This window comes from Streptococcus pseudopneumoniae ATCC BAA-960 = CCUG 49455, from assembly GCF_002087075.1.
Lineage (GTDB): Bacteria > Bacillota > Bacilli > Lactobacillales > Streptococcaceae > Streptococcus > Streptococcus pseudopneumoniae.
Map to the genome: position 1 here is coordinate 1 of NZ_MWSM01000067.1, position 7,452 is coordinate 7,452.

Below are 7,452 nucleotides of genomic sequence, written 5' to 3' on the forward strand. Positions count from 1 at the left end.
GAGGTATGAATGATTTGGGGTTAAGTCTTATTCTTAGCGGTTATTTATATTGTTTAATAGCGCTGATATTTCATCAATGATGTTTGACTTTGTGATTTTGGTAGTGGTTCAATTTGATTGCTACTATTTTTGATGGTGTGAATGTTCTGACAATGTACCCCAGCTAACTACGAAAGTTTTTGACTCTATATTTTTAATGTGTATTAAAAAATAAATTAACACATATTAATTTTTCTTGACTTAAATTTAAAAAATGATATACTATTTTTATGGAGAGCTAACAATTATATATAAATGTACTACTCTATTTCCTAGATAATACTTAGTAAAACTTTTTATAACAAAGGCTAGCAAAGTTAAAGTTTTCTATCTATTGGAAGTTAAATAAATATGTAAGGAATTAAAATGAAAAAAAGTACAGTATTGTCATTAACCACAGCTGCAGTTATTTTAGCAGCCTATGCCCCTAATGAGGTAGTCTTAGCAGATATATCTAGCTCTGAAGATGCTTTAAATATCTCTGATAAAGAAAAAGTAGTAGTAGATAAGGAAACAGAAAATAAAGAGAAACATGAAGAGATTCATCATGCTATAGAAGCTTCAAAGGATACTGAAGAAAAGAAAACAACAATTATTGAGGAAAAAGAAGTTGTTAGTAAAAATCCTGTGATAGACAATAGCACTAGCAATGAAGAAGCAACAAGCAAAGAAGAAAATTCCAATCAATCCCAAGGAGATAAAGCGGACTCGTCTGCAAGTAAAGACTCAGAAAGTCCCAAAAAAGAGGATAGACTTGTCTATATTGCTGAATTTAAAGATGAAGAGTCTAGAGAAAAAGCAATCAAGGGACTATCCAGTCTTAAGAATACAAAAGTTTTATATACTTATGATAGAATTTTTAACGGTAGTGCCATAGAAACAACTCCAGATAACTTGGACAAAATTAAACACATAGAAGGTATCTCATCGGTTGAAAGGGCACAAAAAGTCCAACCCATGATGAATCATGCCAGAAAGGAAATTGGAGTTGAGGAAGCTATTGATTACCTAAAGGCCATTAATGCTCAATTTGGAAGAAATTTTGATGGTAGAGGTATGGTCATTTCAAATATCGATACTGGAACAGATTATAGGCATAAGGCTATGAGAATCGATGATGATGCCAAAGCCTCAATGAGATTTAAAAAAGAAGACTTAAAAGGCACTGATAAAAATTATTGGTTGAGTGATAAAATTCCTCATGCTTTTAATTATTATAATGGTGGTAAAATTACCGTAGAAAGAGCTGATGATGGAAGTGATTATTTTGATCCCCATGGGATGCATATTGCAGGGATTCTTGCTGGAAATGATACTGAAAAAGACATCAAGAACTTTAATGGCATAGATGGAATTGCACCTAATGCACAGATCTTCTCTTATAAAATGTACTCTGACGCAGGATCTGGGTTCGCAGGGGATGAAACAATGTTTCATGCTATTGAAGATTCTATCAAACACAACGTTGATGTTGTTTCGGTATCATCTGGTTTTACAGGAACAGGTCTTGTAGGTGAGAAATATTGGCAAGCTATTAGAGCATTAAGAAAAGCAGGCATTCCAATGGTTGTCGCTACGGGTAACTATGCGACTTCTGCTTCAAGTTCTTCTTGGGATTTAGTGGCAAATAATCATCTGAAAATGACCGACACTGGAAATGTAACGCGAACAGCAGCACATGAAGATGCGATAGCGGTTGCATCTGCTAAAAATCAAACAGTTGAGTTTGATAAAGTTAACATAGGTGGAGAAAGTTTTAAATACAGAAATATAGGGGCCTTTTTCGATAAGAATAAAATCACAACAAATGAAGATGGTTCAAAAGCTCCTAGTAAATTGAAATTTGTATATATAGGCAAGGGCCAAGACCAAGATTTGATAGGTTTGGATCTTAAGGGCAAAATTGCAGTAATGGATAGAATTTATACAAAGGATTTAAAAAATGCTTTTAAAAAAGCTACGGATAAGGGCGCACGCGCCATTATGGTTGTAAATACTGTCAATTACTACAATAGAGATAATTGGACAGAGCTTCCAGCTATGGGATATGAAGCGGATGAAGGTACTAAAAGTCAAGTGTTTTCAATTTCAGGAGATGATGGTGTAAAGCTATGGAACATGATTAATCCTGATAAAAAAACTGAAGTCAAAAGAAATAATAAAGAAGATTTTAAAGATAAATTGGAGCAATACTATCCAATTGATATGGAAAGTTTTAATTCCAACAAACCGAATGTAGGTGACGAAAAAGAGATTGACTTTAAGTTTGCACCTGACACAGACAAAGAACTCTATAAAGAAGATATCATCGTTCCAGCAGGATCCACATCTTGGGGGCCAAGAATAGATTTACTTTTAAAACCCGATGTTTCAGCACCTGGTAAAAATATTAAATCCACGCTTAATGTCATTAATGGTAAATCAACTTATGGCTATATGTCAGGAACCAGTATGGCAACTCCAATCGTAGCAGCTTCTACTGTTTTGATTAGACCGAAGTTAAAGGAAATGCTTGAAAGACCTGTATTGAGAAATCTTGAGGGAGATGACAAAATAGACCTTACAAGTCTTACAAAAATTGCTCTACAAAATACTGCGCGACCGATGATGGACGCAACGTCTTGGAAAGAAAAAAGCCAATACTTTGCATCACCTAGACAACAGGGAGCAGGCCTAATTAATGTGGCCAATGCTTTGAGAAATGAAGTTGTAGCGACTTTCAAAAACAAGGATTCTAAAGGTTTGGTAAACTCTTATGGTTCTATTTCTCTTAAAGAAATAAAAGGAGAAGAAAAATATTTTACAATTAAGCTTCACAATACATCAAACAGACCTTTGACCTTTAAAGTTTCAGCATCAGCGATAACTACAGATTCTCTAACTGATAGATTAAAGCTGGATGAAACATACAAAGATGAAAAATCTCCAGATGGTAAGCAAATTGTTCCAGAAATCCATCCAGAAAAAATCAAAGGAGCAAATATCACATTTGAGCATGATACTTTCACTATAGGCGCAAATTCTAGCTTTGATTTGAATGCGGTTATAAATGTTGGAGAGGCTAAAGACAAAAATAAATTTGTAGAATCATTTATTCATTTTGAGTCAGTGGAAGAAATGGAAGCTCTAAACTCTAACGGGAAGAAAATAAACTTCCAACCTTCTTTGTCGATGCCTCTAATGGGATTTGCTGGGAATTGGAATCACGAACCAATCCTTGATAAATGGGCCTGGGAAGAGGGTTCAAAATCAAAAACAATGGAAGGTTATGATGATGATGGTAAACCGAAAATTCCTGGAACCTTGAACAAGGGTATTGGTGGAGAACATGGTATAGATAAATTTAATCCAGCAGCTATTATTCAAAACAGAAAAGATAAAAATATTACATCACTAGACCAAGACCCAGACTTATTTGCCTTTAACAACCAAGGTATTCATGCAGAATCCACTAGTGGATCTAATGTTGCTAGGGTATATCCACTTGACTCAAAGGGAGAACCACAAAGTGTTTCACTAGAAAGAGGATTAACACCTTCTCCACTTGTATTAAGAAGTGCAGAAGAAGGATTGATTTCAATAGTAAATACAAATAAAGAGGGAGAAAATCAAAGAGACTTAAAAGTCATTTCGAGAGAACACTTTATTAGAGGAATTTTAAATTCTAAAAGCAATGATGCAAAGGGAATCAAATCATCTAAACTAAAAGTTTGGGGTGATTTGAAGTGGGATGGACTCATCTATAACCCTAGAGGTAGAGAAGAAAATGAACCAGAAAGTAAGGATAACCAAGATCCAGCTACTAGGATAAGAGGACAATTTGAATCAATAGCTGAGGGTCAATACTTCTACAAATTCAAATATAGATTAACCAAGGATTATCCATGGCAAGTTTCTTATATACCAGTAAAAATTGATAATACAGCTCCAAAAATTATTTCAATTGATTTTTCTAATCCAGATAAAATTAAATTGATCGCAAAAGATACCTACCACAAGGTAAAGGATGAGTACAAACACGAAACCTTGTTTGCTAGAGACCAAAAAGAACATCCTGAGAAATTTGAAGAAGTAGCCAACGAAGTATGGTACGCAGGTGCAGCTCTTGTCGATAAGTATGGAGATGTTGAGAAAAGTCTTGATGTAACTTACGCCGGAGAGGGTGAGGGAAGAAATAGGAAGCTTGATAAAGATGGAAATACTATCTACGAAATTAGCGGAGCAGGAGATTTAAGAGGAAAAATCATCGAAGTAATCGCCCTAGATGGTGCAAGCAACTTCACCAAAATCCATAGAATTAAATTTGATGACCAAGCTGATGAAAAAGGAATGATTTCTTATTACCTAGTAGATCCTGACAAAGATGCTTCTAAATATGAAAAACTAGGTGAAATTTCTGAAGAAAAACTCAAAAATGCAAAGAGCCCAGAGGAAAATACCAATAATAATCAAGCTAAGGATGAAGATTCAAAACCAGCTGAAGAAAGTTCAGTTGAGGGAGAAGCTAGCCTTGAAATAAATAAAACTATTTCAACAATTAGAGACTTTGAAAATAAAGACCTAAAGAAACTCATTAAAAAGAAATATAGGGAAGAATATGACTTTGTAACTGGTGGAAAAAGAACAGTAGAGCTTGATTATCAATATGACGATGAAGGAAATATAACTGCCTATGAAGATAAGAGTGCTCTAGAATATGAAACTGAGAAACTTGATGATGTTAAATCAAAACTTGGTGGAGTATTAAGCCCATCAAAGGATGGACATTTTGAAATTCTTGGAAAAGTAAGTAATGTATCCAAAAATGCTAAGGCTTACTATGGCAATGACTTCAAATTAATAGAAATTAAGGCAAGTAAATACGACCCACAAACTAAAACTCTAACCTTTGACTTATTTGCAAACACAAATGATGTAGTCGATGGTCTATCCTTTACGGGTGATATGAATATCCTTGTAAAAGATAAGGGTGAAACAAAAGCTAAAACTAAAATTAGAATGCCTGAAAAAAATAAGGAAACTAAAACAGAATATCCCTATGCATCAAGTTATGGGAATGTAATCGAATTAGGAGAAGGAGATCTTTCAAAGAACAAACCAAACAATTTAACTGAAATGGAATCTGGTAAAATCTATTCTGATTCAGAAAAACAACAATATCTGTTAAAGGATAACATCATTCTAAGAAAAGGCTATGCACTAAAAGTGACTACCTATAATCCTGGAAAAACGGATATGTTAGCAGGGAATGGAGTTTATAGCAAGGAAGATATAGCAAAAATACAAAAGACCAATCCTAATCTAAGAGTCCTTTCAGAAACAACAATTTATGCTGATAGTAGAAATGTTAAAGATGGAAGAAGCACTCAATCAGTATTAATGTCGGCTTTGGACGGCTTTAACATTGTAAGATATCAAGTGTTTACCTTTAACATGAATGATAAAGGGGAAGCAATCGATAAAGATGGAAATCTTGTGACAGATTCCTCTAAACTTGTATTATTTGGTAAAGATAATAAAGAGTATCATGGGGAGGAATATTCTAATGTAGAAGCTATAAAAGAAGATGGCTCCATGTTATTTATTGATACCAAACCAGTAAACCTTTCAATGGATAAGAACTACTTTAATCCATCTAAATCTAATAAAATTTATGTACGAAATCCAGAATTTTATTTAAGAGGTAAGATTTCTGATAAGGGTGGTTTTAACTGGGAATTGAGGGTTAATGAATCGGTTGTAGATAATTATTTAATCTACGGAGATTTACACATTGATAACACTAGAGATTTTAACGTTAAGCTTAATGTTAAAGACGGTGATATCATGGACTGGGGGATGAAAGATTATAAAGCAAACGGATTTCCAGATAAGGTAACAGATATGGATGGAAATGTTTATCTTCAAACTGGCTATAGCGATTTGAATGCGAAAGCGGTTGGAGTCCACTATCAATTTTTATATGATAATGTTAAACCCGAAGTAAACATTGATCCTAAGGGAAATACTAGTATCGAATATGCTGATGGAAAATCTGTAGTCTTTAACATCAATGATAAAAGAAATAATGGATTCGATGGTGAGATTCAAGAACAACATATTTATGTAAATGGAAAAGAATATACATCATTTGATGATATTAAACAACTAACAGATAAGACACTAAATATTAAGATTCTTGTAAAAGATTTCGCAAGAAATACAACCGTAAAAGAATTTATTTTAAATAAAGATACGGGAGAAATGAGCGAATTAAAACCTCATAGGGTGACTGTGACCATTCAAAATGGAAAAGAAATGAGTTCTCAGATAGTGCCGGAAGAAGATTTTATTTTACCTGTCTATAAGGGTGAATTAGAAAAAGGCTATCAATTTGATGGTTGGGAAATTGCTGGTTTCGAAGGTAAAAAAGACGCTGGCTATGTTATTAATCTATCAAAAGATACCCTTATAAAACCTGTATTCAAGAAAATAGAGGAGAAAAAGGAGGAGGAAAATAAACCTACTTTTGATGTATCCAAAAAGAAAGATAAGGTGCAAGCAAATCATAATCAATTAGATGAAAGTCACAGAAAAGAGGATTTACAAAGAGAAGATCATTCACACAAATTTGATTCAACTAAAGATGTCAAAACTACAGTTCCTGTACAAGTAAATTATAGTCAATTAGATGAAAGTCAAAGATCTGATTCAACTAAGGATGTTACAGCTCCAGTTCCTGATAAAAATGATAAAAACTTTGAAAATGAGAAGGAAGTTTATCTTAATGAACCAGAGAACATAGCTAATAAAGATACCAATATTGATAGTAAATCAACTACTAACAATGATAGGTTGCCAAAAACCGGAACAGTTAGCGAAGTCTTCACGTCATTGGTTGCCGGAATAATGTTTACCGTAGGTGCATTTCTTGGATTAAAGAAAAAAGATTAAGATTAAGACAAAAGCTATAGATGAAAAAATGGTTTATGTACTGAGATGGTGTGATGATGAAACAGTTTTGTGAAAATAGCTATTTATAACTCAATTATTTAGTTTACTTTACTATTGATACTCTTTTTGGATTTATTAATAGACTTAGTTTAGAAAACTAATGAATTGATTGAAAGGGTTAGTATTGACAAATATTGATTAGCAAATAGAGTCTTTCAAAATTTAAAGGCTAATAGAGGTGATGAGACAATTTCAAGGAATTAAGTAGCGTTTGGTTGCTTAATTCCTTTTCATTTGGGAGGTAGTTTTTCACCTGCTTCGTAACCGCCCAATAACGAAGTATAGTAGTAACCGCCCAATAACGAAGTATATTGAAAAATCTCCAGACTAGAGAACTCACGGATAGTTCCTAATCTGGAGATTTCTTATTTGCACTTTTCTTGTACAACTTTAGTCCATAGTAAATAAGCCTCTAAAACC

The 7,452-nt window shown here is 33.5% G+C and carries 1 protein-coding gene; it reads left to right on the forward strand.

The window, feature by feature from the left end; genetic code table 11:
• The first annotated feature begins 405 nt into the window (after positions 1-405).
• The gene (locus tag B4W83_RS11540) at positions 406-6,972 is read left to right on the forward strand and encodes a S8 family serine peptidase (protein WP_000750024.1); all 6,567 of its coding nucleotides are present in this window, start codon (positions 406-408) and stop codon (positions 6,970-6,972) included.
• Positions 6,973-7,452 lie beyond the last annotated feature (480 nt).